The sequence below is a fragment of the Rhodococcus sp. T2V genome (assembly GCF_029269925.1).
In the GTDB taxonomy this organism is placed as follows: Bacteria; Actinomycetota; Actinomycetes; order Mycobacteriales; family Mycobacteriaceae; genus Rhodococcus_F; species Rhodococcus_F koreensis.
Genome location: NZ_JARJBD010000003.1, coordinates 101,064 through 126,043 on the forward strand (window position 1 = coordinate 101,064; position 24,980 = coordinate 126,043).

The 24,980-nt window shown below is 68.1% G+C and carries 22 protein-coding genes; 15 read left to right on the top strand and 7 right to left on the bottom strand.

Features of this window, described 5'->3' with window-relative positions; all coding sequences use genetic code 11:
* Window positions 1–37 precede the first annotated feature (37 nt).
* Window positions 38–886 carry a formyltetrahydrofolate deformylase gene (purU, locus tag P3H15_RS03985; protein ID WP_276136051.1) on the top strand — a complete coding sequence of 283 codons (849 nt, stop codon included), beginning with the start codon at window positions 38–40 and terminating at the stop codon, window positions 884–886.
* A gap of 69 nt (window positions 887–955) precedes the next feature.
* Here purU and P3H15_RS03990 read toward each other — a convergent pair whose 3' ends face one another.
* Entirely contained in the window at window positions 956–1,627 is a 672-nt protein-coding gene (locus tag P3H15_RS03990) for a GntR family transcriptional regulator (RefSeq protein WP_276136052.1), read from the bottom strand.
* 113 nt (window positions 1,628–1,740) lie between these two features.
* Between P3H15_RS03990 and glyA the strand changes: the two genes are divergently transcribed.
* The 10 genes from glyA to P3H15_RS04040 all read left to right on the top strand — a co-directional run bounded on the left by glyA (window position 1,741) and on the right by P3H15_RS04040 (window position 12,322).
* The gene (gene glyA, locus P3H15_RS03995) at window positions 1,741–3,066 is read left to right on the top strand and encodes a serine hydroxymethyltransferase (RefSeq protein WP_276136053.1); all 1,326 of its coding nucleotides are present in this window, start codon (window positions 1,741–1,743) and stop codon (window positions 3,064–3,066) included.
* Window positions 3,066–4,301 (top strand): sarcosine oxidase subunit beta family protein, encoded by a 1,236-nt coding sequence (locus P3H15_RS04000; protein ID WP_159924938.1) that lies wholly within the window; start codon window positions 3,066–3,068, stop codon window positions 4,299–4,301. The genes glyA and P3H15_RS04000 overlap by 1 nt, the downstream gene beginning before the upstream one ends.
* Before the next feature lie 12 nt (window positions 4,302–4,313).
* Window positions 4,314–4,592, top strand: a complete 279-nt coding sequence (locus P3H15_RS04005; protein WP_124389817.1) for a sarcosine oxidase subunit delta — start codon at window positions 4,314–4,316, stop codon at window positions 4,590–4,592.
* Window positions 4,589–7,450 (top strand): 2Fe-2S iron-sulfur cluster-binding protein, encoded by a 2,862-nt coding sequence (locus P3H15_RS04010; RefSeq protein ID WP_276136054.1) that lies wholly within the window; start codon window positions 4,589–4,591, stop codon window positions 7,448–7,450. The genes P3H15_RS04005 and P3H15_RS04010 overlap by 4 nt, the downstream gene beginning before the upstream one ends.
* Entirely contained in the window at window positions 7,443–8,036 is a 594-nt protein-coding gene (locus tag P3H15_RS04015; RefSeq protein ID WP_276136055.1) for a sarcosine oxidase subunit gamma, read from the top strand. The genes P3H15_RS04010 and P3H15_RS04015 overlap by 8 nt, the downstream gene beginning before the upstream one ends.
* Before the next feature lie 72 nt (window positions 8,037–8,108).
* On the top strand, window positions 8,109–9,017 hold the full coding sequence (gene folP / locus P3H15_RS04020) for a dihydropteroate synthase (RefSeq protein ID WP_276136056.1): 909 nt from the start codon (window positions 8,109–8,111) through the stop codon (window positions 9,015–9,017).
* Window positions 9,014–9,673, top strand: a complete 660-nt coding sequence (locus tag P3H15_RS04025; protein ID WP_276136057.1) for an aminotransferase class IV — start codon at window positions 9,014–9,016, stop codon at window positions 9,671–9,673. Before folP ends, P3H15_RS04025 begins: the two co-directional genes overlap by 4 nt.
* Window positions 9,674–9,827: 154 nt before the next feature.
* Window positions 9,828–10,241, top strand: a complete 414-nt coding sequence (locus tag P3H15_RS04030) for a glycine cleavage system protein H (protein WP_276136058.1) — start codon at window positions 9,828–9,830, stop codon at window positions 10,239–10,241.
* 4 nt (window positions 10,242–10,245) lie between these two features.
* Window positions 10,246–11,628, top strand: coding sequence for an L-serine ammonia-lyase (locus P3H15_RS04035; protein WP_276136059.1), 1,383 nt, complete (start codon window positions 10,246–10,248; stop codon window positions 11,626–11,628).
* Between the two features lies 1 nt (window position 11,629).
* On the top strand, window positions 11,630–12,322 hold the full coding sequence (locus tag P3H15_RS04040) for a hypothetical protein (RefSeq protein ID WP_276136060.1): 693 nt from the start codon (window positions 11,630–11,632) through the stop codon (window positions 12,320–12,322).
* Here the strand turns inward: P3H15_RS04040 and P3H15_RS04045 are convergent.
* The 6 genes from P3H15_RS04045 to P3H15_RS04070 form a co-directional block, all read right to left on the bottom strand.
* Entirely contained in the window at window positions 12,291–14,342 is a 2,052-nt protein-coding gene (locus tag P3H15_RS04045) for a hypothetical protein (RefSeq protein WP_276136061.1), read from the bottom strand. The genes P3H15_RS04040 and P3H15_RS04045 overlap by 32 nt on opposite strands.
* 38 nt (window positions 14,343–14,380) lie before the next feature.
* Window positions 14,381–15,718 (bottom strand): serine/threonine-protein kinase, encoded by a 1,338-nt coding sequence (locus P3H15_RS04050; RefSeq protein WP_276136062.1) that lies wholly within the window; start codon window positions 15,716–15,718, stop codon window positions 14,381–14,383.
* A 66-nt stretch (window positions 15,719–15,784) separates the two neighbouring features.
* Entirely contained in the window at window positions 15,785–16,597 is an 813-nt protein-coding gene (locus P3H15_RS04055) for an IclR family transcriptional regulator (RefSeq protein WP_206012987.1), read from the bottom strand.
* A gap of 73 nt (window positions 16,598–16,670) precedes the next feature.
* Window positions 16,671–17,891 (bottom strand): M24 family metallopeptidase, encoded by a 1,221-nt coding sequence (locus P3H15_RS04060; protein ID WP_276136063.1) that lies wholly within the window; start codon window positions 17,889–17,891, stop codon window positions 16,671–16,673.
* 64 nt (window positions 17,892–17,955) lie between these two features.
* Window positions 17,956–19,290, bottom strand: a complete 1,335-nt coding sequence (locus P3H15_RS04065; RefSeq protein WP_276136064.1) for an MFS transporter — start codon at window positions 19,288–19,290, stop codon at window positions 17,956–17,958.
* Between the two features lie 297 nt (window positions 19,291–19,587).
* The gene (locus P3H15_RS04070; RefSeq protein WP_276136065.1) at window positions 19,588–21,093 is read right to left on the bottom strand and encodes a PucR family transcriptional regulator; all 1,506 of its coding nucleotides are present in this window, start codon (window positions 21,091–21,093) and stop codon (window positions 19,588–19,590) included.
* Between the two features lie 108 nt (window positions 21,094–21,201).
* Between P3H15_RS04070 and P3H15_RS04075 the strand changes: the two genes are divergently transcribed.
* From P3H15_RS04075 to P3H15_RS04090, 4 genes are all read left to right on the top strand, one after another.
* Window positions 21,202–22,695 carry a cytosine permease gene (locus P3H15_RS04075; RefSeq protein ID WP_276136066.1) on the top strand — a complete coding sequence of 498 codons (1,494 nt, stop codon included), beginning with the start codon at window positions 21,202–21,204 and terminating at the stop codon, window positions 22,693–22,695.
* A gap of 22 nt (window positions 22,696–22,717) precedes the next feature.
* Window positions 22,718–23,644: a polysaccharide deacetylase gene (locus P3H15_RS04080; RefSeq protein WP_276136067.1), complete on the top strand. Its 927-nt coding sequence runs from the start codon at window positions 22,718–22,720 to the stop codon at window positions 23,642–23,644.
* A gap of 219 nt (window positions 23,645–23,863) precedes the next feature.
* Window positions 23,864–24,352: a pentapeptide repeat-containing protein gene (locus tag P3H15_RS04085; RefSeq protein ID WP_276136068.1), complete on the top strand. Its 489-nt coding sequence runs from the start codon at window positions 23,864–23,866 to the stop codon at window positions 24,350–24,352.
* A 132-nt stretch (window positions 24,353–24,484) separates the two neighbouring features.
* Window positions 24,485–24,976 carry a DUF4188 domain-containing protein gene (locus P3H15_RS04090; RefSeq protein WP_276136069.1) on the top strand — a complete coding sequence of 164 codons (492 nt, stop codon included), beginning with the start codon at window positions 24,485–24,487 and terminating at the stop codon, window positions 24,974–24,976.
* The last annotated feature ends 4 nt before the right edge of the window (window positions 24,977–24,980 follow it).

The following is a 24,980-nucleotide window of genomic DNA, read 5'->3' on the forward strand; positions in this document are numbered from 1 at the left end:
AATACCTCAATTTGATTCCGGCATCGAGGAGACCCACATGACCCAGACCTTCACCCTGACGCTCAGCTGCGCTCAGCGTCCCGGGATCGTTCACGCAGTCAGCTCCTTTCTCTTCGAGCAGAACTGCGATATCGCCGAGCATCAACAGTTCGACGACACCCGGAGCGACGCGTTCTTCCTCCGCACGTCGTTCGTGTCGGCAGAAGATGTCGACATCGAACGCCTCACGGCGGAATTCGGCAGCGTCGCCGCGAACTTCGGCATGACGTTCAATTTCAACGGCAGCGACCAGCCCCGCGTGATCGTCATGGTCTCCAAGATGGGCCACTGCCTCAACGACCTCATCTTCCGCTGGCGCGCGGGCAACCTCGGCGCCGAACTCGTCGCTGTCGTCTCCAACCACGAGGTGCTGCGCCCGATGGCCGAGGCCGCCGGCCTGCCGTTCGTCCACGTCCCGGTGACACCGGCCACCAAGCCGCAGGCCGAGGCCCGGCTACTCGAACTCGTCGAGGAGTTCGACGCGGATCTCGTGGTTCTCGCGCGGTACATGCAGGTGCTGTCGGACGACGCGTGCCGCGCACTGCGCGGACGCGCGATCAACATCCACCACTCGTTCCTGCCCGGCTTCAAGGGCGCGAAGCCCTACCACCAGGCGTTCGATCGCGGAGTCAAGCAAGTCGGCGCCACCGCCCACTACGTGACACCCGACCTCGACGAGGGGCCCATCATCGAGCAGGAAGTCATCCGCATCGACCACTCCTTCGACCCGGCGCGACTCGCCACGGTCGGGCAGGACGCCGAGGCCCTCGCGCTGTCGCGGGCCGTGCGCTGGCACTGCGAGAACCGAGTCCTGCTGCACGGCCATCGGACGGTCGTCTTCAGCTGAGGCGGCTCCGCCGCCCGTGCGTGGTTAACGAGTCCAGGGACTCGTTAACCACGCACGGGCGCGAAGCGCCTAGAGCAGGTCGCGGATGGCCCGCTCGAACCCCGCGACGTGCGACAACGTGAGCGCGGACGCGGTGTCCTCGTCCCCGTCGACGATCGCCCGGAGCAGGGCGACGTGCTCGCGGACGTGGGCGGCGACGTCCGGCAGACGGTCGAGGAAGAGGCACCAGATGCGGGTGGCGTGGGCGTCGAGGCTGACGAGGATGTCTTCGAGGTGCGGATTGCCGGACGTCCGGTAGATCTCGCGGTGGACCCGCACGTCCTTGCGCAGGACGTCGCGCGGGTCCTCGCTGTCGTCGATCTCCGCGATCTCGTCGGCGAGCGCGGACAGTCGCGCTCGTGCGTCCTGCGACGCCGTGCGCGCCGCCCGGGCGGCGGCCGTGGGTTCGAGTTGCTTGCGGATCTCGGAGATGTCGGCGAGGTCGGTCATGTCGACGGCGGTGGCGAACGTGCCGCGACGGGGGTAGGCGATGACGAGACGCTCCCGTTCGAGGCGCTTGAGCGCTTCCCGCACGGGCGTCCGGCCGAAGCCGAGTTCCTCGGCGAGGCGGTCGTCGTTGATCGGCTCGCCCGGCCGGATGTCGAGCATGACCAGGCGTTCGCGCACGATCTCGTACGCGCGGTCGGCGTTGGTGCCGCCGTTCGATGCCGTGTCCGCGACCGATGAATGCGCCAGGCTCATGTTCCGTCTCCCTGATTCTCCGGAGCTATTGACCTTTGTCCGGTACTGACCTTACGCTACTTTCCAGTTGATATATCAGTTCCAGTTCAACTGACCTTCCAGAAAGGCGAACCATGACCGTGGACACCGCAAACCTCACCGAGGTGGCAGCAGCGAACCCGACGCTGACTCATTCGCTCGCCGATCTCGATCCCGCCGTGCACCGGGCGATCGCGGCCGAACTGGAGCGGCAGCAAGGCACCCTGGAAATGATCGCCAGTGAGAACTTCGCCCCGCTCGCGGTGATGCAGGCGCAGGGGTCGGTGCTGACCAACAAGTACGCCGAGGGTTATCCCGGGCGCCGCTACTACGGTGGTTGCGAGCACGTCGACGTCATCGAGCAGCTCGCGATCGACCGCCTGAAGTCGCTGTTCGGCGCCGAGTTCGCGAACGTCCAACCGCATTCGGGGGCGCAGGCCAACGCCGCGGCGATGGCGGCGCTGCTGCAGCCCGGCGACGGCATCCTCGGACTGGACCTCGCCCACGGCGGTCACCTCACGCACGGGATGAAGCTGAACTTCTCCGGCAAGCTCTACGACGTCGCCGCCTACCACGTCCGCGAGGACGACCACCTCGTCGACATGGACGAGGTCGAGCGCCTCGCCCGCGAGCACCGCCCCAAGCTGATCATGGCCGGCTGGTCTGCGTACCCCCGCCAGCTCGACTTCGCCCGGTTCCGTGCGATCGCCGACGAGGTCGGCGCCTACCTGATGGTCGACATGGCGCACTTCGCCGGATTGGTCGCCGCCGGACTGCACCCCTCCCCCGTCCCGCACGCGCACGTGGTGACGTCGACGACGCACAAGACCCTCGGTGGGCCCCGCGGCGGCGTGATCCTCACCAACGACGCGGCGCTGGCGAAGAAGTTCAACTCCTCGGTGTTCCCCGGACAGCAGGGTGGCCCGCTCGAGCATGTGATCGCAGGCAAGGCCGTCTCGTTCAAGCTCGCCGCTGAACCCGAGTTCCGCGAACGTCAGGAGCGCACCCTGGCCGGCGCGAAGATCCTCGCCGACCGCCTGCTGCAAGCAGATTCGCGGTCCGCCGGTATCAACGTCGTCTCCGGCGGCACCGACGTCCATCTCGTCCTGGTGGACCTGCGCGAGTCGGAACTCGACGGCAAGCAGGCCGAGGACCGGTTGCACCGCGTGGGAATCACGGTGAACCGCAACGCCGTCCCGTTCGACCCCCGCCCGCCGATGGTGTCCTCCGGGGTGCGGATCGGCACCCCCGCTCTCGCCACCCGCGGTTTCGACGAGGCCGCGTTCACCGAGGTCGCCGACATCATCAGCCACGCGCTGCGCCCCGCCACCGACGAGGCCGGACTCGACGACCTGCGCACCCGGGTCGACGCCCTCGCCGCCGCTTTCCCGCTCTACCCCGACCTCACGGAGGCGAACTGATGAGTGCCACCCAGCCGCCCGGCGCGCACCTGCCCGACCACCCCGATTTCCTGTGGCGTAACCCGGAACCGAAGAAGTCCTACGACGTCGTGATCGTCGGCGGCGGCGGGCACGGTCTCGCGACCGCGCACTACCTCGCCAAGAACCACGGCATCACCAACGTTGCCGTCCTGGAGAAGGGCTGGCTCGCGGGCGGGAACATGGCCCGCAACACCACGCTGATCCGCTCGAACTACCTGTGGGACGAGAGCGCCAAGATCTACGAGCACGCCCTCAAGTTGTGGGAGGGTCTCGAGGACGACCTCGACTACCCGATCCTGTTCAGCCAGCGCGGCGTCCTCAACCTCGCACACAGCCTCCAGGATGTCCGCGACAGCGTCCGCCGGGTCGAGGCGAACAAGCTCAACGGCATCGACGCCGAATGGGTCGGACCCGACGAGGTCAAGAAGCTGTGTCCGCTGGTGAACATCTCGAGCGACATCCGCTACCCGGTGCTCGGTGCCACCTATCAGCCGCGGGCCGGCATCGCCAAGCACGACTACGTGGCCTGGGGATTCGCCCGCCGCGCCGACGAGGCCGGCATCGACATCATCCAGAACTGCGAGGTCACCGGCTTCGTGACCGACGGCAACAAGGTCACCGGGGTGCGCACCACCCGCGGCGACATCGCCGCCGGGCAGGTCGCGCTCTGCGCGGCCGGGCACACCTCCACCCTCACCGACATGCTCGGCATCCGCACCCCCGTGCAGTCCCACCCGCTCCAGGCCCTGGTCTCCGAGCTGCTCGAGCCGGTGCACCCGACGATCGTGATGTCCAACGCCATCCACGTGTACGTCTCCCAGGCGCACAAGGGCGAACTGGTGATGGGCGCCGGGGTCGACTCCTACAACGGCTACGGCCAGCGCGGCGCGTTCCACATCATCGAACGCCAGATGGCGGCCGCGGTGGAATTGTTCCCCGTGTTCGCCCGGGCGCATCTACTGCGCACCTGGGGTGGCATCGTCGACGTGTGCCCCGACGCCTCCCCGATCGTCGGCCGCACCCCCTACGACAACGTGTATCTCAACTGCGGTTGGGGCACCGGCGGATTCAAGGCCACCCCGGGATTGGGCTGGTGCCTGGCGGACACCATCGCGAACGACGAACCGCACGAGTTCATCGCGCCGTTCAGCCTCGACCGGTTCGTCACCGGCGCCCTCGTCGACGAGCACGGCGCCGCCGCCGTCGCCCACTAACCAGGAGCCACAATGCAACTCATCGAATGCCCGTGGTGCGGGTCCCGTGAGGAAACCGAGTTCCACTACGGCGGCGAAGCCCACGTCGTGTACCCGGAAGACCCGCAGTCGCTGACCGACGAGGAATGGGCGCACTTCGTATTCTTCCGCGCGAACCCGAAAGGTCTTTTCGCCGAACGGTGGAACCACAGCGCCGGCTGCAGGCGCTGGTTCAACGCCGTACGAGACACTGCCACCTACCGATTCCACAGCGTCTACCGCTTGGACGAGCAGAAGCCGACGATATCGTGAACGCACCCTTCCGCACCCGCCAGGGCGGTCGCCTCGACCGCGACACCTCCTACACCTTCACGTTCGACGGCCGGGAATTGACCGGTCACCCCGGTGACACCCTCGGCTCGGCCCTGCTCGCGAACGGCGTCCACCAGGTCACCACCAGCATCAAACTCGGTCGCCCCCGCGGCATCACCGCCGCCTGGGCCGAGGACACCGGCGGCCTCGTACAGATCGAGGAACCCTTCCCCGAGCCGATGCTGCTCGCCACCACCATCGAGTTGTTCGACGGTCTCGTCGCCCGCGGCATCCCCGGTCAGGGACGTCTCGCGACCATCGCCGATTCGGCGAAGTACGACGCCAAGCACGTCCACACCGACCTGTTGGTCGCCGGCGCCGGACCGGCCGGTCTCGCCGCCGCGCTGACCGCGGCCCGGGCCGGTGCGCGTGTCGTCCTCGTCGACGAGCAGAGCGAAGCCGGCGGTGACCTCCTCGGCAGCACGGATCTGATCGACGGCGCCCCCGCCCTCGACTGGGTGACGGCCGCGGTCGCCGAACTCGCAACCTACCCGGACGTGCTGCACCTGCAGCGCACCACCGCGTTCGGCAACTACGACGACGGCTTCGTCCTCGCCCTGGAGCGTCGCACCGACCACCTCGGTGGCCAGGCCCCGGCCGCCCTGAGCCGCCAGCGTGTCTGGCGGATCCGCGCCCGGCACATCCTCGTCGCCGCCGGAGCGCACGAGCGTCCCGTCGTCTTCACCGACAACGACCGCCCCGGCATCATGCTGGCGCACGGCGCCCGCACCTTCCTGCACCGGTACGGCGTCAAGGTCGGCGAGCAGGCCGTCGTGTTCACCACCAACGACAGCGCGTACGAGGCGGCGATCGACCTGCGCGACGCCGGTGTCCGCATCAACGCGATCGTCGAGGCCCGCGACGAGGCCCCTGCCCGCTGGCAGCGTGAGTGCGAGGCGCGCGGCATCACTGTCCGCACCGGATCCGTCGTCTGCGGCACCCGCGGCAACGGCCGGGTCAGCCACGCCCTCGTCACCTCCCGCGACGACGACACCGGCACCGCGGTCCCGCTCGCCTGCGACGCACTGCTCGTCAGCGGCGGCTGGAACCCGGCCGTGCACCTGTTCTCGCAGGCCCGCGGCAAGCTCCGCTACGAGGAGAACCTCGGCGCCTTCGTGCCCGGCGAGACCCTCGACGGCGTCTCCGTCGCCGGCTCCACCAACGGCATCTTCGACCTGGCGGGGTGTCTGCACGACGGCGAGCGCGCGGGCCGGGAGATTCTGGGCGCGCTGGGCTTCGACGCCCCCGCCCCCGGTTCGGACACCGACACCTCCGCCGCACCCGAGACGACGAAGCCCCTGGTGCTCTGGCGGGTCCCCGACGCCGCGGGGCAGGACACCCAGTTCGTCGATGTCCAACGCGACGCGACGGTTGCCGACCTCGCCCGCGCGGTCGGCGCCGGCATGACGTCGATGGAGCACATCAAGCGCTACACGACCATTGGCACCGCCCACGACCAGGGCAAGACGTCGGGTGTCATCTCCTCCGGCATCACCGCCGAACTCCTCGGCCGCCCGATCGAGACCCTCGGAACCACCACGTTCCGGCCCCCGTACACCCCGGTCGCGTTCGCCGCCCTCGCCGGCCGCAGTCGCGGTGCCCTCTTCGACCCCGAACGGGTGACGGCCCTGCACGACTGGCACGTCGGCCGCGGCGCGGTGTTCGAGGACGTCGGCCAGTGGAAGCGTCCCCGCTACTACCCGCTGCCCGGGGAGGACATGGACGCGGCGGTGCTGCGCGAATGCGCCGCCGTCCGCCGCAGTGTCGGCATCCTCGACGGCTCCACCCTCGGCAAGATCGACGTGCAGGGCGCCGACGCCGGTGTGCTGCTCGACATGCTCTACACGAACATGATGAGCACCCTCAAGGTCGGCATGGTCCGCTACGGCGTCATGTGCGGCGTCGACGGCATGGTCATCGACGACGGCACCGTGATGCGCCTGGCCGACGACCGGTACCAGGTCTTCACCACCACCGGCGGCGCCGCGAAGATCCTCGACTGGATGGAGGAATGGCTCCAGACCGAATGGCCCCACCTGCAGGTCCGGCTCACCTCCGTCACCGAACAATGGGCCACCTTCCCCGTCGTCGGACCGAAATCCCGTGACGTGATCGGTGAGGTCTTCCCCGACCTCGACGTCACCAACGACGCGTTCGGGTTCATGGCCTGGCGCGACACCGCCCTCGGCGACCAGCACGTGCGGGTGGCCCGGGTCAGCTTCTCCGGCGAACTCGCCTACGAGGTCAACGTGGGCGGCTGGCACGCCCCCGCGGTCTGGGCACGCCTGATCGCCGCCGGGGAAAAGTTCGACATCACCCCGTACGGCACCGAGACGATGCACGTCCTGCGCGCCGAGAAGGGCTACCCGATCATCGGGCAGGACACCGACGGCACCGTCACCCCCCAGGACCTCGGGATGAGCTGGGCGGTGTCGAAGAAGAAGGTCGACTTCGTCGGCAAGCGCTCCTTCAGCCGGGAGGAGAACCAGAACCCGCTGCGCAAGCAGTTCGTCGGACTGCTGCCGCTCGACAAGCAGACCGTGCTGCCCGAGGGTGCGCAGATCATCGAGGAGGTACTGGACGGGAACCTGCCACCCGCGCCGGTCCCGATGCTCGGGCACGTCACCTCCAGCTACCTCAGCGCCGAACTCGGCCGCCCGTTCGGTCTCGCCCTCGTCAAGGGCGGCCGAGCGCGAGTCGGCGACACCCTGCACGTCCCGGTGGACGGCCGTCTGGTCGCCGTCGAGGTCACCGGTTCCGTTCTCGTCGATCCCGAAGGAGCACGCCGCGATGGCTGACACCCTCGTCCCGCTCAGCCCCCTGCACGGCTGGGACCAGAAGTTCTCGGCGCTCCCCGAGTCGGTGCGCATCACCGAGGAACCGTTCGTCTCGATGGTCGACCTGTGGGTCGACCCGAGCGGCCCCGGTGGAGCGGCGGCGGGCGCCGCGCTCGGTGTGGACCTGCCCACGACACCGTCGACCCGCGTGGACAGCGGCGCGGTCACCGCGGTCTGGCTCGGCCCGGAGGAATGGCTGATCACCACGCGATCCCAGTCCCCCGAAGAGCTCGAGGGGACGCTGCGCACCGCGGTGACCCCGCACGGCGGCGCGGCGATCGACGTCTCCGGGCAGCGCACGACGATCCGGCTCACCGGAGCGCACGCCCGCGACATCCTCGCCAAGGGCTGCTCGATCGACCTGCACCCCACCGTGTTCCGTCCGGGATCGGCCGTACAGACGATGCTCGGTCTCGCCGGTGTCGTGCTGATCGCGCTCGACGACAGCGGCACCGACTACCGCATCCTGGTGCGAGCCTCGTTCGCCCGGTACCTCGCGGCGTGGCTGATCGATGCCGCCGAGGAATTCGGCGTCGATCCCGTGTAACGCGACAGTTCTCGGCCCGGGGGACGACATGACGGCGTCCCCCGGGCCGGTCTCGGTAAGGAGGTTCGCACCATGCGCCACCGCTCGACAGTGCACGCGCCCCCGACTGCCGGCGCCGAGCGACTGCTCGGCGCGCTCGCACGCGACATTCCGCTGGTCTGCGGAATCGTCAACGCGACCCCGGATTCGTTCTCGGACGGCGGCCGCTACCGCGACCCCGCGCGGGCCGTCGATCACGGATTGTCGCTCGTCGCCGAGGGGGCCGATCTCCTCGACGTCGGCGGGGAATCGACCCGGCCCGGATCGACACCACCGTCGGTGTCCGACGAGATCGAGCGCGTGGTTCCCGTGGTCGAGGCCCTCGCCCGGCACACGTCGGTCCCCATCTCCGTCGACACCTCACGCCCCGAGGTGATGCGCGAGGCGGTCGCCGCCGGCGCGTCGATGATCAACGACGTTCGCGCCCTGCGGCTCCCCGGCGCCCTGCAGGCCGCCGCCGACCTGCAGGTCCCGGTCTGCCTGATGCACATGCTCGGGGATCCGGCGACGATGCAGGACGCACCGCGATATCGGGACGTCGTGCACGAGGTCCAACGGTTCCTCGTCGCCCGCCTCGAGTCGTGTCTCGCGGCCGGGATCCCGCGTGAGCACATCCTGCTCGATCCGGGCTTCGGATTCGGCAAGACCCTGGCACACAACCTCCGGCTGCTGTCCGAACTCCGGCAGATCACCGAGATCGGACTTCCGGTCATGGCGGGCCTGTCGAGGAAGGGCATGCTCGGAGCCATCACCGGCCGCGACGTCGACCACCGCCAGGCCGCTTCGGTGGCCGCCGCGATGATCGCCGCCCAGAACGGCGCCGCCGTCCTCCGCGTCCATGACGTCGCCGCCACCGTGGACGCGGTATCGGTATACCGCGCGCTCGTATATCGTGGTCCCGCCAACTCCAGTCACGCGCCGAATCGAGATCCCGCCCTGTGAACACTTCCGTGTCCGCCGCAGCGGGGCTCGCGACGATCGACACAGCTGACGTTCAGCTGATGGAGACGATGTATCACGATCCCCGCACGGGCTTGCGGCATGTCGACCGTCATCTGTCGCGTCTCGCCCATTCGGCGGCGGTCCTCGGGTACGAATTCGGGGAACGAGAGGTCCGGCGCCACCTCGCGCACCAGCTGTCGTGCGCCGGAGCCGCCCGGGTCCGGGTGCGCCTGCACCGCGACGGCGAGGTGGACGTGGACGTCTTCGCGCCCCCGGTCGCGCCTGCCTGCGTATCCCTCGTCCTGGATGACGAGCCCGTCGACTCCCTCGACATCCTCCTCGGGCACAAGACGACGCTCCGCGAGCGGTACGACCGCCGGCGTCGCCGCAACCCCGATGCCGACGACGTCGTGCTCGTCAACGAACTCGGGCACGTCACCGAGACCACGATCGCGAACCTCGCGGCCCGGATCGACGGCGTCTGGTGGACGCCGCCGCTGTCGTCGGGATGCCTGCCGGGTGTCGAGCGGTCGTGGCAGCTCGACCGCGGTGTGATGCGCGAGCGGATCCTCACGCCGAGCGACCTCCTGGCCGCCGAGGCACTGGCCGTGACGAGTTCGCTCAAGGGCGTGCTGCCCGCCACCCTCCGGCCGTAGCCGCTCCGCTTCCGAACCCTTCCCCGGATCACCTCTTGACCCACCTCGATACCTGACCTACCGTTATCACCAACACTGATATATCAATATCCGACCTGTTTGATCACCAGTGAGACGTCCGCGACCCCAACGCCCGACTGTCAAAGGAAAAGGCATGAGAGCTCGACAGATTCCCTCGGATCGACGGTTCACGGCCACGCACAGCTGGGTGGCCCTCGCACCGGGACAGCACTTCTCCGACTTTCCGCTCCGCGCCGGCGTCACCGACACCGCCCTCGACGACGTCGAGGTGGTCCGGCTGGACCTTCCGGCAGTACGCAGCACGATCGAGGCAGGCGCCCCCTGCGCGCTGGTGTGGACGTCCGCGCGGAGCGCCCTCACCGTGTACGCGCCGATCAGCGGACTCGTCACGATGACGAACGCCGACGCCGCCGAGAATCCGCAACTCGTCGCGGACGACCCGTTTCACCGGGGCTGGCTGTTCGCAGTCCTGCCCTCGCCGACATCGTCCGCGTACGGACTCCTCACGCCCGCGCAGTACGCGACCGAACTCAGTGAGGCGGTGTAATCCCATGACCATCAGCGTGTTCGACCTGTTCTCCGTCGGTGTCGGCCCCTCGAGTTCGCATACCGTCGGACCCATGCGCGCGGCCGCGCGTTTCGTGTCCGACCTGCGCACGCTCGGTGCGTTCGACGACGTCACCGATGTCCGCGTCGACCTGTACGGCTCGCTCGCGGCGACCGGCGCCGGCCACGGGACGATGTCCGCAGTTCTGCTCGGCCTCGAGGGGTATCGGCCCGAGGCGATCGAGACCGAGGAAATGGAGCAGCGACTCGAGGCGATGCGGACCACGCGGCGCATCGCGCTCGGCGGTTCGCACCCCATCGCGCTGGCCGAGGACGAGATCGTGCTTCATCCGCTGACGATTCTGCCGTTCCACCCGAACGGGATGACGGTGACGGCCTATGCGGCCGGGAACGTGGAAATCCATCGGGAGACGTACTTCTCGATCGGTGGCGGGTTCGTGGTCACCGAAGCCGAGAGCACGGAACACCGGCCGGCGCCGGCGAGCGGGTCGTCGTTCGGGTCCGCGAAGGAACTCCTCGACATCTGCGCGCGGCACGGATACCGCGTCAGCCAGGTCATGCTCGAGTTCGAGAGCGAAACCCGGTCGGCCGCGGAGATCCGCGACCGGCTGCTCCACATCCGCGACGTCATGGTCGAGTGCGAGCGGCGCGGCATCTCCCGCGACGGGCTCCTTCCCGGTGCGCTGCGCGTCCGGCGCCGCGCCCGGGACTGGTACCTCCGGCTCGATCAGGAAGACCCGCATCGTGATCCCGCGTTCGCGGAGGACTGGGTCAACCTCGTCGCGCTCGCGGTCAACGAGGAGAACGCGTCGGGTGGGCGCATCGTCACCGCCCCCACCAACGGCGCCGCGGGCATCATCCCCGCCGTCCTGCACTACGCCGTCCACTACACGCCCGCCGGCCGGGCCGACCCCGACGAGACCGCGGTCCGGTTCCTCCTCGCGGCCGGCGCCGTCGGATCCCTCTACAAGGAGCGGGCGTCGATCTCCGGCGCCGAAGTCGGCTGCCAGGGCGAGGTAGGTTCGGCGGCGTCGATGGCCGCGGCAGGACTGGCCGAGATCCTCGGCGGCACACCGGAACAGGTGGAGAACGCCGCGGAGATTGCCATGGAACACAGCCTCGGCCTCACCTGCGATCCCATCGAAGGGCTCGTCCAGATTCCGTGCATCGAGAGGAACGCGATCTCGGCAGGCAAGGCCATCAACGCCGCCCGGATGGCCCTGCGCGGCGACGGGACCCACCGCGTCAGCCTGGACCAGGTGATCGAGACGATGCGCTCGACCGGCGCCGACATGCTGTCGAAGTACAAGGAGACGTCCACCGGTGGTCTCGCCGTCAACGTCCCCGTCAACTACGTCGAGTGCTGACATGATCACAGACGAACTCCGACTTCTCCCGGCCCGCGCCGCGCATTTCATCCGGCAGCACCCGGTTCCGGCGCGCGGCGCGTACGCGCCGGAGACCCGGCTGTCGGTGCTCGACGTTCTCGTGCAGTGCGCGCCGGTGCGCGGCGACGCGTTCGTGGCATTCCAGTTAGTGAGCCGAAGCGCCCTGCCGGACTCGTACCTTCTCCGCCCCGATGTACTGGACGACGCGCTGTCCGCCCTCGACTCGTTCACCGTGACCGAGGACGAATGCGAACAGTCCTTCGGCCCGAACTGGGAGGACGTCGTGCGGCACGCCGTCGATGCGGCAGCATTCGTCGACCTACGGTTCGGAGCACGGACGCGCACGAGCAGCGCCGTCGACGGCCGCCGGCGGCTCGGCGCCTGGATCTGCGCACGAGACGCGGCGTCGGAAGCCGGCCGGATCAGGTCCTGGTACCGCGCCCAGGACGCCGCGTGGGAACGCCACTACATGGACGGGGTGACCCTGCGCGAGGACGAGCGGATGCGTGCCGATCTCGCGACCGCCGTGCGCGACGCGGCGGCTGCGCACGCGGTGTCGGATCTCGTCGGAACACACGATTTCACCAGGGCACACTACGAAACCCTGCTGGAACCGTGGCGCCTCTGTTCACCGGAGGGCGCTAGTGGGCTGCCGCGAGCACTGCATCGGTGAACGTCCGCGGTAGGCCCTGATGACCGCTCTCCCGCAGCGCCGACAGCGCTGCGACGACGTTCGGGCCGCCGTCGGGTAGGAATCGGATCAGTTCGTGCCGAGCGCACTCCACGGCCGCGGGAAGAAGCGCCGCCTGCGCTTCGTCACGACGTCCGGCTGCCCATAGGCACGACACCAGCAACCGGATCGCCTGCAGCCCGGCCCGGCGCCGCCCGGTGCCGTCGAGTTGCCGCACCCAGTCGTTCGCCCACTCGCACGCCCGATCCGCGGCCGCCGAATCGCCCTGCGCCTCGAGCAACATGATGGCCGCCTCTTCCTCGAGCTGCGCCGTCGCCAGGTCGAGCCCGTCCGTCGGGGTACGCCGGGTCTCGCGCGTGACGGGCACGAACCCGGGCGCCAGCGGCAGCCCGATCCGCACCCGCTCGTTGTCGACGGCGGCCCGCAGACGCGGCAGGGAGAACGTCTCCGCGGTCCGAACCCCCTCGTCGAGCTGTCGTGCCGCGGCGCCGGGATCGCCACGCAACGCCATGATCCGCGCCCTGAGGCAGTAGTGCCGGATCATGAAATCCGCTGCGCCACCGAGCGCGGCGGGGTCGAACGTCTCGTTGAGCAACTCGTCCGCTTCGTCGATCCGGCCCTGCTCGTAGTGGACTTCGGCGAGAAGCGTGCGCGTGAGCCGCGCATGCTGCGACTGCGTGTTCTCCGCCTCCCGGACCAGCCGGCACGCCTTGCGGTACAGCTCCATCGCACCGCCGACGTCGAGCTGTTCGAATTTCGCGAGCCCGGCAAAACAGTATCCGTACGCGACGGAGTACGGCCCCGTGTTCTGCCGGTGGTACGGGGCCGCCCAGCTCTGCCTGCGGTACGCATCCTCGAACCGGAATTCACACGTGTCCACGAACGTCTCGATGAGAGCGGCCATCGACACCACGAAGGGGTGATACTCCGTGGGACGGGCGAGGCATTCGGCGACGAGCTCGCGCACACCCTCGATGCGGTCGGCGGTCGCCTCGATGTCGGCCTGCAGGACATCCGCTTCCACCCGGAGCTGGGCGGCGTGACTCTCGGACATCTCCCCGGCGTCGATCTGCTCGAGTGCGCGGGTTCGGGCGGCCTGCGCGAGTTCGAGTCGCTGGAGTTCGCAGTTCGCCCATCCGATGGTGAGCTGCAGCCGCGGGCTGGCGGCCACCAGGTCGGCGGGCAGTTTTCCGATCAGGCCGAGCAGCGTCGACATCTGCGACCGATCGAGGAGGTAGAGGTCGTCCTCCTCGAGCAGTTCCACCGCTCGCTGCGGTTCACCGGCCGCGAGGATGTGGTCGACGGCCTCGCCCAGCAGGTGCCGCTCCCGGAACCAGTCGTACGCCCGGCGGTGCAGATCGGTGATGCGCCCGGGGTGATCCCGCTCGAGGCGCTGATGGAGGATCTGGGCGAACAGGTGGTGATAGCGATACCACTGACGGTCGTCCCCCGTCCTGCCGAGGAACAGATCGCGGGCGGCGACCTGCTCGAGTCTCGCCTGCCCGTCCCGCACACCGCCCAGCGCCGACGCCAGGTCGCCGCACACCTTGTCGGGGACCGAGGTGGCGAGCATGAAGTCGAGCATGTCCGGCTCGAGGGCGTCGAGCACGTTCTCGGCGAGATACTCACCGATGGCGTCGGTCCCCGTCCGCAGCTGTTCGATCAGGTTCTCCGGACTCCCGGCTTCCCGCAACGACAACGAGGCCAACTGCAGTGCCGCGATCCAGCCGTCGGTCGATTCCCGGAGTTGCTCGATCTCCGTGTCCTTCAGCGGAACCTGCACCCGGTCCGCCAGGAAGTTCTGTGATTCACCGAAGTCGAAACACAGTTCTTCGGACGCTATTTCGTTGAGTTCGTCGAGCACCCGCATCCGGCTCAGGGGCAGCCCCGACCTGTTCCTGCTCGCGACGACGATCTTCAGGTGGTGACAGCCGTTGTCGAGGAGGAACGTCATCGCCTCGATCGGCCCGGAGTCGGAGATGCGATGCCAGTCGTCGATCACGACGACGAGCGCCTCCGCGCTGTCGTGAAGCCGGTTGATCAGCGACGTGAGGACGAACCGTTCGACCGCGTCCCCGTGCTCTTCCAGGGATTGCCCAGGTCGGTGACGACGTCCGGGCGGACCCGCCGGATCGCCTCGACCAGATGGGAGAGGAACCACACCACGTTGTTGTCGTCCCGGTCCACGGTCAGCCACGCGACCGCGGTCCCGGCCTCGACCAGGTCGTCGCGCCACTGGGCGACGAGACTGCTCTTGCCGAACCCGGCAGGCGCGTGGACGAGCGTCAGCCTGCGGTCCCGTCCCGCGTGCAAAGCGGCGAGCAGCCGGCGGCGAGGCACGAGCTGCCGGGTGGTCGTGGGTGGGCGGAACTTCGTCACCGGCGCGGGCGGGGTCGGCGGCGTCCGCACGTTGTACGGGAGCCCGGGGCGCCGGGACGGGGTGGACTCGCCCGCATGATCGTGCGGCTGCTCGGGCGCCCGCTGAATCGGGATGTACATGTCGTCGACGACCACACCGTTGCGCCGCTCGACCGCCCGGAGCTCGTTGCCGAAGTCGGCGGCGCCGCCCGGCCTGTCCTCGACCGCGCGGGCCATGGCATGTTCGACGGCGCTGCACACGTCGTCGGGGATTCCGGCGTCCCGCAGGTCGGGGACCGCCTGCGTGGAGATCCGCAGGAACTGACCGACGACCTGTTCACCGCTCCGGCGCTCGTACGCGGCGTGACCGGTCAGCGCGCAGAACAGGGTGGACCCGAGGCTGTAGACGTCCGACTCGACCGTCGGCGGCCTGCCTTCGAGTACCTCGGGCGCAGTGAACGCCGGGGAGCCGGTGATCGACCCTGCCGTCGTCTCGAATCCACCCGAGACGCGGGCGATGCCGAAGTCGGTCAACTGCGGTTCGTCGTATTCGGTGAGCAGGATGTTCGCCGGTTTGACGTCGCGGTGCAGCATCCCACCGCGGTGCGCGGTCTCGAGGGCGCCGGAGATCTTGATCCCGAGACGCAGCACCTCCTGCCACCCCAGAGGGCCCGAACGACGGATCTGCGCGTCGAGAGAACCGAACGAGTGGTACGGCATGACGAGAAACGGGCGACCGCTCCGGGTGACCCCGACCTGGTAGACCGCGACGATGTTCGGGTGCCCGGACGTCCGGCCCATCGCCCGTTGCTCCCGCACGAACCTCGTCACGTTGTCGGGATCGAGGTTCGACGTCAGGACTTTGACGGCGACCGTGCGATCGAGATCTTCCTGCAGACAGCGATACACGACCCCGAACCCGCCGCGGCCGATTTCCACGGCATCGTCGAACCCTGCCGCTGCCAGCTCCGACGTGATCTCCGGCTGACGCTGGGTTGCCCACGGATCGTCGTTCGCCATCCGCCTGCACCACCTCCGACACGCTCCACCCAGGATAGTCCCCGGGGACACCCGGAGATCCGGTCGTCAGTCGCGCGTCGCGGCAGGTGCACCGAGCCGCGCGGACACCGTGCGGGCCGACTCGGCGACGGTGCGGCCGAGCGAGTCGAGCATGGTGTGGGGAACCCGGAAACGGGGTGCGGACAGCATCACCGCGCCGACGAGGACGCCGCGGTGGTCGTGGACCGGCGCCGAGATGCCGACCTCCTCGATCGACGTCCGGCCGTCGTTGACGGCGTACCCGCGATCGCGGATCTCGCCCAGTTCGTCGAGGTACTCGCCCACGGAGTCCGCGTCGTCCGGCCCCAGCAGCAGCCGCCGTTCGAACAACCGCTCCACCTCGGCGCGCGGCATGTCGGACAGGAAGACCTGGATCGACGAACTCGCATACGTGTCGTATCGGGTGCCGACCGCGGCCGTGTGCTTGACCTGCTTGGGACTCGGAACCTGTTCGACGACGACGGATTCGTGGCCGTTCCACACCATCAGGGCACTCGTCTCCTCGGTCCGGCGCGTCAGGCCTTCGAGTTCGGGCAGCGCCACCCGCCGAACATCGAGGTTCGCCAGCAGCGGCCCGGCCAGGCCGATCACGCCGAGACCGAGCCGATACCGCCCGGTCCCCTCCTCCCGTTCGACGTATCCCGCTTTCTCGAGGGTCGCGAGCATCCGGGACACACTGCTCTTGTGTAGATCGACCTTCCGCGCGATCTCGGTGACACCGAGCACCGGTTCGGTGATCGAGAACGCCTCCAGAACGCGCAGCCCGTTGAGCAGAACCGACGGCGACGGCTTCGTGTCACCGTTCTGATCGCCGAGTTGGTCGACGTCGTCCACACTCATGTCCGCTGCGCTCCTTCGACTCGGCTGTACCTCTGCCGACCCTGCCACACCTGCGGCAGGGTCGGCGTACCGGTCAGACGCCGAGGATGTTGTGTTCGGGTCCGAACGGGAACCGGGTGATGTTCTCCGCGTCGTCCTCGCCGACGACCAGGATGTCGTGTTCACGGTAGCCACCGGCACCGGGCATTCCCTCGGGAACCATGATCATCGGCTCCATCGACACGACCATGCCGGGTTCGAGGACGGTGTCGATGTCCTCGCGCAGCTCGAGGCCCGCCTCGCGCCCGTAGTAGTGCGAGAGCACGCCGAAGGAGTGCCCGTATCCGAACGTGCGGTTCGGCAGCAGACCCTCGGCCTCGTAGATCTCGTTCAGCTCGGCAGCGATGTCCTTGCAGACCGCGCCCGGCTTGATGAGCTCGAGGCCGCGGCGATGGACCTTGACGTTGACCTCCCACAGTCGCAGATGTTCCGCCGACGGCTCACCGTAGAACAGCGTGCGCTCGAGCGCCGTGTAGTAGCCGGCGATCATCGGGAAACAGTTCAGCGACAGGATGTCTCCGCGCTCGACGCGACGGCTGGTGGCCCAGTTGTGGGCACCGTCGGTGTTGATACCCGACTGGAACCACACCCACGTGTCGCGCAGTTCGGCGTGCGGGAAGGTGGCCGCGATCTCCCGGATCATCGCGTTCGACCCGGCGATCGCCACCTCGTACTCCGGGACGCCCTCCGTGACGGCGTCGCGGATGGCCTCGCCGCCGAGGTCGCCGATCCGGGCGCCGTGCTTGATCAGTTCGATCTCCTCGGGCGACTTCACCATGCGCTGACGCATCGTGGCCTTGGCGACGTCGGTGAACGTCACTCCCGGCAGCACCGCGGCGACGCGGGACCGCAGGTCGGGGGTGAGGTGGTCGTCCTCGACACCGAGCATGCCGCGCGAGATGCCCTGGTTCGCCAGCACCTGCTGCACGGCGTACTCGAAGTTGTCGCGGCGCCAGTCGGTGTAGACGACGTTCTCGCCGAACGTGCGCCGCCACGGCATGCCGGCGTCGATGTTGGCGGACACGGTGGTCGAGCTGTCCTGGGTGACAACGAGCGCGTAGGGGCGGCCGAACGCGGTGTAGAGGAAGTCGGAGTAGTAGTTGATGTTGTGGTAGCTGGTGAACAGCACGGCGGCGACCCCGTTGTCCGCCATGTGCTTACGCAGTGCGACGAGCCTGCGGTCCATTTCCACCGGGGAGAACGTGGGAACGACCTTCTCGCCGTTGGGGATGCTCTTCGTGCGCTCCAAGTTCATGATGTTCCTTTCGAATTGCCGGCGGCATCGGGTGATGCCGCATTTCTGTGGGAGGTGCGGGTGGTCAGACGTCGGCCAGGGGTCTACGGGAGGTTTCGCGGGCCATCAGCATCGAGCCCATGGCGACGAGGGCTGCGGCAACGAGGTACCAGGCGGGCGCAAGTGCGCTGCCGGTGATCTCGATCAGCAGGGTGGCGACGAACGGCGCGGTGCCGCCGAACAGGGCATTGGCGGTGTTGAAGCTGAAGGCGAACCCGCTGTAGCGGACCTGGGTGGGGAAGATCTCGGACAGGAAGGTCGGGAGCGTGCCGTCGTTCATGGTGAGGAACGCGCACAGCACGATCTGGATGACGACGACACCCACGATCCCGACGGCCCCGAGCACACTGAACAACGGGACGGTGAACACGGCGAAGCAGATCGACGCGCCGATGAGAACTCGCTTGCGGCCGAATCGATCCGAGAGCGCACCCATCCCGAAGATGAACACGATGTAGCAGGCGAGGGCGATCGACGCGGCGACGAACGAGGCCGTGTGCCCGACGTTCAACACCTCCGACAGGTAGGTCGGCATGTAGCTGAGAATCAGGTAGAAGCCGACCGCGTTGAGGCACGTGACTCCGAACGCGATGACGATCGCCCGTCGATGACGGGTGAACAGGATCGACAGCGGCGCGTTGGCCTCCACTTTCTGTTCCATTTCCTGGAACTTCGGGGTGTCCTCGAGCTTCAACCGGATGTAGCGGCCGATCAGACCCATCGGCGCCGCGAGCAGGAACGGCAACCGCCAGCCCCACCCGTTGAGCTGTTCCGTCGAGAGCACCGCGGTGAGCAGTGCCGCGATCAACGATCCGAACAGAAGTCCGGCGGCTGTGGACGCGGGCACCACACTGGTGAACAGGCCGCGCTTGCGGTCCGGGGCGTATTCGGCGAGGAACGCCGAGGCACCCGCGTACTCGCCGGCGGCCGAGAATCCCTGCACCATGCGGACGAGTAGCAGCAGGACCGGCGCGAGGTACCCGATCTGATCGAAGCCGGGGATCAGGCCGATACAGAACGTCGACGCCGACATGATGAGGATCGACAGCGACAACGCGGTGCGGCGGCCGATCTTGTCCCCGAAGTGACCCCAGACGAGGCCGCCGATCGGGCGGATGACGAACGAGATGGCGAACACCGCGAACGTGGCCAGCAGGCCCGTCGTGGGCGCGGCCTCGGGGAAGAAGACCACCGCGATAACCGTTGCGAGATAGCCGTATACGGCGTAATCGAACCACTCGACGAAGTTGCCGACGAAGCTCGCCGCGACGACGCGCCGGAGAACTCGCGGCGAGGGGTTCACCGCGCCGTCCTCGTCCGATTGTGGCGCAACTGAGGGGGAATTGAGGTTTTGGGCCATGCCCACTCCTTCTCGGGGCGTCGGCGCCTGCCGACTGCGACGAATGGCAAGTGTTGCTGTCAGTGCAACTGCGATTCGATTAATGACGATATTGTGCGCACCGTCACATGTCAACGGGGCGCATCGCGACCGCAACCGAATCGGTGTTGCAGAGGATGAATCGGACCTGAAACCGCAGTTAACACGTCACATCGGAGGTCGCGCCACCTCCGTGCGCAATTCCCGGTGAAGTTCACAAGAACGCAACCCTGTTGCAATAGACGATCCGCTGCGTGGGTTCCGCGACCCCGCAGAATGTCAGTTCGCGTCGACCACACCACCGAGGTAGAGGCGCGTCGCGAGGTGCAGGGCAGCGAGCCGCGGCGAACCCGTCGGATCCTCGCCGAGCAGCGCGAAGATCTGCTCGAGCCGCTGGTACAGCGTCTGGCGCTGCACGTGCAGCCGGGCCGCCGCCTCGGTCTTGTTGCACCCGCACTGCAGGTAGACGTCCAACGTGTCGATCAGGCGGCGACCACGTTCCACACCCACCGCGAGCAGCGGCCCGAGAACTTCCCGGACAAATCCGGCCAACAGGGCAGGATCGCCGATCCGCCGGACCAGGCGTTCGAGAACGAGGTCCGCGGCGACCACCACGGTGTCGGCGATGCCCAGGTCGCCCGCGAGCCCGAGCACGAACCGCGCCTCCGCCAGCGTCCCGGGCAATCCGGTCAGACCGGTGACCACCGGCCCCACCGCCACCCGGGCCTGCTCCGCCCGGGACGTCGTGCGCAACGACTCGACCAGTGCGGTGCACGACCCGGACCGGTCGTCGGCACGGACAACGACGATCGCGTGCAACTCGCCGCCGGCCACGGACGACACCGTTCCGGCCGCGTACCGATGCAGCGTCGCGTCGACAGCCGCGAGAGCCACCGGACTGTCGACCGAACGGCCGACGACCCCGACGTACGACACGCCGTCGGCCAGCCCCGCCGCACGGGCCGCCGCGACGAGACGCTCGGGCGCAGGATTCGGCTGGCCGGCGATCCGCAGCAACGCCTGCGCGGCGCGGACCGCGGCCGACGGCGGAAAGGATCGCAGGAGCGAGATCGCCAGCGCTGCTGGCGCTCGCTCGACGATCGCCTCCGCGGTGACGTGATCGGCCGCGTCGTCCGGAGACACCATGAGCGTCGCGACACCGACACCGTGAACCGCTACCGGTACCGAGAACAGCCCCGAATCTGTTGCAGAAGTGACGATCTCGTTCCCGAGGGCCGCGATCACGTCGCCGGCCGCGTCGAGCAGGGTCACGTCGCCGGGCAGGAGTCGCGCGAGCACCGCAAGCAACTCGTCGGGACCGCCACCGCGCGCCAGTTCCTCCGACAACGCGTGCGCGACGGCGTCACCACGACGCAGTCGCTGCACCGATTCGTTGACCAGCAGGCCGTTGATCGCCTCGGCCACCTCGACGAACGGCACGACCCCCCGCAACTCCACCACCGGCAACCCCGCCGCCGACGCCTCCTCGATCAGTTCTGCCGGGACCTGCGGCAGTTGCGCCCCGGTCTCGATGGCCACTCCGGCGACGCGGCGAGCCGACAATTCACGCACGTACCGCCGCAGTCGGTCCGGATCGGCGGATGCAAGCGCGAACCCTGCGGTCAGCAGCAGTTCGCCGCCGCGAAGAAGGTGCGCGATGTCGATGACCTCGCTCGAATGCACCCAGCGCACCGGTTGCGTCAGAAGCTGGGCTCCGACACGAACGACGGGGCGTCCGGCAGCCAGGCTCGGGTGCGCGAGGACGTCGGCTAACGACAGCGACATGACATTCCGTTCGTTGGCAACCCGATTTTATTGGCAAAGTGTAAATGGTGTGATGTGGGTCACGCACCGGAAGATGGGAAGCCCACATGGCCTCACAAAGGGAGTCCGATGGTCAAGAACATTCCCACCGACAGTCCCCACGTCCACAATTTCGAAGAAGTACTGCAACCCATCCCCGAGGAAGCACGCACGACGCGTGTCTCCGGCCAGTTCTGGATCTGGGCGGGGGCGAATATCGCGCCCATCAACTGGGTTCTCGGCGCTCTCGGCATCGGTCTCGGACTCGGTCTCCGCGACACACTCATCGTCCTTGTCGCCGGAAACGTCGTCGGCATGGCACTTTTCGGCGTTTTCGTTCTCATCGGCCAGCGTACCGGCGTCACCGGCATGGTGTTGTCGCGGGCGGCGTTCGGCCGGCGCGGCGCGTATCTGCCGGCCGCAATCCAGGCCTGCCTGGCCGTCGGGTGGTGCGCCGTGAACACCTGGATCGTCCTCGACCTGGTCATGGCACTGCTCGGCAAGTTGGACCTCGTCGACCCACACGAGCGGAACCTGGCCGCGAAGGTCCTCGTCGGCGCGGTCATCATGACGATCCAGGTGACCATCGCGTGGTTCGGGTACCGCGTCATCGCCGCGTTCGAGCGCTGGACGGTTCCCCCGACACTGGCGGTACTGGTTCTGATGTCCGTCGTCGCCTGGTTCCACCTCGACATCGACTGGTCGTACGCCGGGCCCACCGGTGAAGTCCTGCACGGCGGCGCCCGGATCGCGGCCATGTCGACGGTGATGACCGTGATCGGAATCGGCTGGGGAATCACGTGGTTCACCTACGCCTGCGACTACTCCCGGTTCGTGAGCCGGACGGTGTCGCGGCGCAAGCTGTACCTGACCAGCACCCTCGGTCAATTCGTTCCCGTGGTGTGGCTCGGAGTGCTCGGCGCCAGCCTCGCCACGACCAACGGTTCCGTGGATCCGGGTGAGCTGATCGTGTCGAACTTCGGCGCCCTGGCGCTGCCGGTACTCTTCCTCGTCATTCACGGGCCGATCGCCACCAACATCCTCAACATCTACACGTTCTCGGTCGCCGCACAGGCCCTCGACATCAAGGTGCACCGCCGGAAGCTGAACCTGCTGGTCGGCATGTTCGCCCTCGTCGTGGTCGTCTTCTTCATCTTCCAATCGAGCCTGGCCACCGTGCTCGAGACGTGGCTGGCGGCGATCGTGGCCTGGATCGCGAGCTGGGCAGGCATCATGCTCGTCCATTACTTCCGGGTCGAGAAACGACAGATCGACGCACGCCGGCTCTTCGACCCGATCGGATCTCGCCGACTGCCCGACGTCAACTGGACCACGATGGGATGCTTCTTCGCCGGAATCGCCGCGACATGGCTGTTCATGTACGGCGCCACGAGCCTCACACAGGGCTTCGCGGCACGCGCCCTCGGCGGGCTCGACCTGTCCTGGCTGGCAGGTGGCGGAGTCGCCGCCGCCCTCTACGCGGTCCTCGGCCCCCGCGCGCACCGCCCTTACCGCATCACCGGTCAATCCCCGACACGATCGGCCGCGACCACCGACTTCCCCGACGTCCTCACCGGCAACTGAACTCGACACACCAGGAGCACTCGTGAACAACGACTTCACATGGCCGCAGGGCCACACCGCAGCCGCCGCCTTCACTTTCGACGTCGACGCCGAATCCTGTGTCCTCGCCCACGATCCCACCTCGGCGAACCGAATGTCGCTGATGAGCCACCAGTCCTACGGCCCCCGCGTCGGCGTCCCCCGCATTCTGCGACTGCTCGAACGTCAGGGCGTGCGCGCGACGTTCTTCGTGCCGGGATTCACCGCCGAGTGCTACCCCGACACGGTTCGCGCCATCATCGACGGCGGCCACGAGGTCGGACACCACGGGTATCTGCACGAACCCATGAAAGGCCTCGACGCCGCCACCGAGGCACGCTACCTCGACCGGGGACTCGACGCGCTCGAAGAGGTCGCGGGCATCCGTCCCGTCGGCTATCGCGCACCCTGGTGGGAAATGAACTGGCACACACCCGAACTCCTCGCCGAACGAGGTTTCGTCTACGACTCCAGCCTGCTCGACGGCGACGCACCCTACCTGATGGCGACCAGCCCGGAATCGGGGCGGACCCTGATCGAAATTCCCGTCGACTGGGCACTCGACGACTGGGAGCAATACGCGTTCTACCCGGGTGTCACCGGCAGCGGCGTCATCGAAAGTCCCGCCAAGGTCCTCGAGATGTGGACCCTGGAAGCGGAGGCCCAGCACACCGAAGGCGGGTGCTTCGTCCTCACGAACCACCCGTTCATCTCCGGACGGCCCTCCAAAGCAGCAGCACTCGAACGACTCGTCGAAAACGTCAAGGCAATGGACGGAATGTGGGTGACCCCCCTCGGAGAGATCGCCGCCCACGCCCAGCGCGTCTGCACCGAACCCTTCACCCACACCCGATTCGAGATCCCCACCTTCCCCGACGTGCACATCCGACGGACACCCCCGGCACCTGTCGAGGTCCGTTCCGATCGGTGAGGGATGTTCAGGCACCGACCGCTGCACCCGCGGGCGCACCCCTTCTGCGCAGACGCACCCCTTTTCGAGCCCCAGAACGGGTGCGGCTACCGAGAAGGGGTGCGTCTGCGTCGCACGAGGCACGACGTGCCGGTGTCGCCGTTCCCCATGCGCCGCAGGGCGGTCGGCACTAAGTTCGGCGATGACGGTTCGAGGTTCTACGCGAGGGGGCGGTCCGGCATGGGCAGGACACATTTCAGGGCACTGGGCGCGGCCGCGCTGGCCGGAGGTGCCGCACTTTATGCGGGCGCCGGCACGGCCGGGGCGGATGTGCTCACCGAGATCAACGGCTGCAGGATTGTGGCGAATCCGAGCCCCGAGGACCGCACGACCTGCCCGGGAGCCGATCTGAGTTCCGCGAACCTGGCGGGCTTGAACCTGAGCTTCGCCGACCTGGCGGGCGCGAACATGAAGCGGGCGAACCTCACCGGCACCAACTTCGCGGCCGCGGATCTGTCGCACGCCGACCTGAGTGACGCGAACATCACCGGCACGAACTTCACGGACTCGCAGCGCAACGCGGTGATCCTGTACAGCACGGACATCGACCTCTTCGGCACCATCGTCGGGGACCTGAACATCACCACCGAGCCCGAATGGTCCACCGACGCCCACGAGCGCGCGCTCGCCTCGGTCGTGCCGGTGACACCGCAGGTCCCGTTGCCGTAATCCACTCCGCACCATCCACCCGGGTCGCGCTCTGCGCGGTCCGGGTTTTTCGCGCGCCCGCACCCTTGACATTGGATACTGACACTATCCATTATTAGATAGTTCCAATATCCAACCCTTGGGAGGGGTCAGATGACGACGATCGAACCCACCCGTTCGACGCACCACTACGACGGCGAACTGGTGGTCTTCCTGATCGGGATGACCATCAACCGGCCGTGGCGGCCCGACCTGTGGTTGCCCACGCTCGTCGCGATGCCGAGGATGCTGCGCGAACTCTCGGAGGACCCCGATTCGGGTCTGCTGGGTTACCGCCTGACATTCGAGGGGCGCGGACCGACGGTGATTCAGTACTGGAACTCCGTCGACAAGTTGTACGCCTACGCCAGTGACAGTCAGGCGAAGCACCGCCCGGCCTGGGCCGCGTTCAATCGGCGGGCCCGCAAGGCGCCCGGTGCCGTCGGCGTCTGGCACGAGACCTATCCGGTGGACCGCGCCGAGTCGATCTACGTCGGCACACCGGCGATGGGCCTGGCCCGGGCCACCACCCGTGTGCCCGTCGCACGGAAATTCAGCGCCGCCCGCGACCGCCTGTTGCGCAGCGGTCACACCCACGAACACTGATCGA

Coding starts and splice junctions, on each gene's coding strand:
- purU (WP_276136051.1), top strand. CDS start 38: ATGACCCAGACCTTCACCCTGACGCTCAGCTGCGCTCAGCGTCCCGGG.
- P3H15_RS03990 (WP_276136052.1), bottom strand. CDS start 1,627: ATGAGCCTGGCGCATTCATCGGTCGCGGACACGGCATCGAACGGCGGC.
- glyA (WP_276136053.1), top strand. CDS start 1,741: ATGACCGTGGACACCGCAAACCTCACCGAGGTGGCAGCAGCGAACCCG.
- P3H15_RS04000 (WP_159924938.1), top strand. CDS start 3,066: ATGAGTGCCACCCAGCCGCCCGGCGCGCACCTGCCCGACCACCCCGAT.
- P3H15_RS04005 (WP_124389817.1), top strand. CDS start 4,314: ATGCAACTCATCGAATGCCCGTGGTGCGGGTCCCGTGAGGAAACCGAG.
- P3H15_RS04015 (WP_276136055.1), top strand. CDS start 7,443: ATGGCTGACACCCTCGTCCCGCTCAGCCCCCTGCACGGCTGGGACCAG.
- folP (WP_276136056.1), top strand. CDS start 8,109: ATGCGCCACCGCTCGACAGTGCACGCGCCCCCGACTGCCGGCGCCGAG.
- P3H15_RS04030 (WP_276136058.1), top strand. CDS start 9,828: ATGAGAGCTCGACAGATTCCCTCGGATCGACGGTTCACGGCCACGCAC.
- P3H15_RS04035 (WP_276136059.1), top strand. CDS start 10,246: ATGACCATCAGCGTGTTCGACCTGTTCTCCGTCGGTGTCGGCCCCTCG.
- P3H15_RS04040 (WP_276136060.1), top strand. CDS start 11,630: ATGATCACAGACGAACTCCGACTTCTCCCGGCCCGCGCCGCGCATTTC.
- P3H15_RS04050 (WP_276136062.1), bottom strand. CDS start 15,718: ATGGCGAACGACGATCCGTGGGCAACCCAGCGTCAGCCGGAGATCACG.
- P3H15_RS04055 (WP_206012987.1), bottom strand. CDS start 16,597: ATGAGTGTGGACGACGTCGACCAACTCGGCGATCAGAACGGTGACACG.
- P3H15_RS04060 (WP_276136063.1), bottom strand. CDS start 17,891: ATGAACTTGGAGCGCACGAAGAGCATCCCCAACGGCGAGAAGGTCGTT.
- P3H15_RS04065 (WP_276136064.1), bottom strand. CDS start 19,290: ATGGCCCAAAACCTCAATTCCCCCTCAGTTGCGCCACAATCGGACGAG.
- P3H15_RS04070 (WP_276136065.1), bottom strand. CDS start 21,093: ATGTCGCTGTCGTTAGCCGACGTCCTCGCGCACCCGAGCCTGGCTGCC.
- P3H15_RS04075 (WP_276136066.1), top strand. CDS start 21,202: ATGGTCAAGAACATTCCCACCGACAGTCCCCACGTCCACAATTTCGAA.
- P3H15_RS04085 (WP_276136068.1), top strand. CDS start 23,864: ATGGGCAGGACACATTTCAGGGCACTGGGCGCGGCCGCGCTGGCCGGA.
- P3H15_RS04090 (WP_276136069.1), top strand. CDS start 24,485: ATGACGACGATCGAACCCACCCGTTCGACGCACCACTACGACGGCGAA.